The organism is Virgibacillus profundi (assembly GCF_002287375.1).
Classification (GTDB): domain Bacteria; phylum Bacillota; class Bacilli; order Bacillales; family Amphibacillaceae; genus Virgibacillus_K; species Virgibacillus_K profundi.
The window spans coordinates 1-2,151 of record NZ_NPOA01000032.1; the positions used below are offsets into that span (position 1 = coordinate 1).

Annotated in this window: 1 protein-coding gene; it reads right to left on the reverse strand. The window is 41.5% G+C overall.

Going from position 1 to position 2,151, the window contains the following annotated elements; translation table 11 throughout:
* The coding region (locus CIL05_RS21370; RefSeq protein ID WP_165769189.1) for a carboxypeptidase regulatory-like domain-containing protein at positions 1 to 2,151 on the reverse strand (2,151 nt) is incomplete at both ends.

The window sequence follows — 2,151 nt, forward strand, 5'->3', positions numbered from 1 at the left end:
CGTTTGGATTTGCACCTGTTTGGATATATACCATATAGAAATCGCCTTCCACTTGAATAGCGTGTTCTCTCAGGTCAACAACTGTCCATTCATCCAAACTTCTTGTCGCTTCTGCATCAACAGGGCCTGCTATTTTTTCCCCTGGTGTACCATCAGGGCCTGTAGCATCCCAAACTTCTACAGCAAACTCTGTGCCACCTGGGCTTGGCCAGTCAGTACCATGGAATTGAAATACACCATCTGTTACGATACCGGATTCTTCACCCTCTGGTAAAGACATTTTCACTGCCCATCCATTGCCTGCATCATAGAATGCACGTGCGTTCTCAGCAGTTCCATCATCATAGCCGATCTCTCCGCCCGGAACTGTGTAGAATGGCTCAAGTGCAACATCAACAGTGGCATCCGAACCATCAAGGTTAACCTCAACCTCTGTTCCATGATAACCACTTGCTAATACTTTTAATGTGTACGTACCTTCGTACGCAGTTAGAGAATAGTTACCATCCCCATCTGTTTCGACAGGTGTAATGTTGGCATCTTCTACAAGAAGCACTGTTGCCCCTTCAATCATTTCACTTGTTGCTTCATCAGTAATTGTACCACTTACTGTATACTGATCGATTTCTTCTAAAGTGAAATCTGCTTCAGTTGTTTCATCTGCTGCAATTGTTACGTTTTGCTGATCGGAATGGAATCCATAAGCTTCAGCTTGAACAGTAAATTCTCCTGCAGCATGAAGTAATGAATAGTTTCCATTTTCCGGATCTGTATTTACTGATCGTCCACTTTCAATTACACTAACTTGTGCGCCGATTGGAAGTAATGTTGGATTAATAACTTCCTCTTCCACCGGTGGCTTTTCTTTAATAGGTAATACAGGTACTATTTTAGCCGGATCGACTTTGTCTTTTAATGCAGCCTTGTCGCCTTTATTAATTAAACCAAGACCAAGACCGTTGTTACCCTTATTCAATCCTTTTGCTTTACCATTATTACCTTTATTCAATCCCTTTGCTTTACCATTGCCATTTGCAATTCCAAGTGCCAAACCTTTACCTGGAACTACGCCTAATGATGCACTGGAACTTTCTGAGGTATCGGATAGTGCCACATCATCAATATACCAGCCATCTCTCGTTACACTGCCATCACTTGTGAGATTGAAACCAATATATACGCGCTGGCCACTATATTCTGATAAATCTACCTCAGCACTTTCCCAAGAATCAGTTAGACCTTCCACACGTAAAAGTTGCGTCCATTCTTCCTGATCTGTAGAGATGAAAACATGTCCAAAGTCATATGCGCTACCTGAATCATATTTTTCTAATTCATGCCATTGATTAAACTGCAAGTAGGATTCTCCTTCAGGCAAATCAATCGGTGGCATCATTAGTGTAGCATTCGCGCTACTGTCATACGCTCCAGCCAGGTTCGTTGCATAAACATTCTCACCAGATGCAGCATCCCCTGGTCCTGATGTTGGTACACCACGTTCCCAACTGTTATTTTCACCAAATAAAGTCCAGCCAGTTGCAGCTGATTCAAAGTCTTCAGAATAACCTACAGTAATTCCTTGCTCAACTGCTACAACATATTCATCACTGGTAACTTCATTATTTCCGAAATCGTTGATAACCCATTGATATGTGAATGAATCACCATCAATATGGTCTCCAGGAATTGAAACTGCATATTCACCAGCTTTATAATCCCCTGAAATACGATCTGCTTCAACTGTATGATCATCACCATTAGCGTCCTGATACTGTAATTCTACAGATGCAACACTAATGTTATCGCTTACCTGGATAGTTAAATCGAGAGCCATACCTGCATAAGTTTCTACAGGTGCTTCATGTTCAAAAGTAGGTGCTTCTAAATCGTCACCCTCTTTTGTAACCTGACCTTCTAAAGTTCCAAGTCCTGTAATAAGCGTTGAAACTGCATCATATGCATTAACTAATCCATAGCCATATCCCATATTTGGAGATTCAGGATATTCTCCATCTGTTAATGGGGTTGCTGTGTTCATAATAATTTCTTCTAATTCATCAACAGTTAAACTAGCATCTGCTTCAATTAAAAGTGCCACAACTGCCGATACAGCAGGCCCCGCCATTGAAGTTCCATTCCAACCGCCTTCAT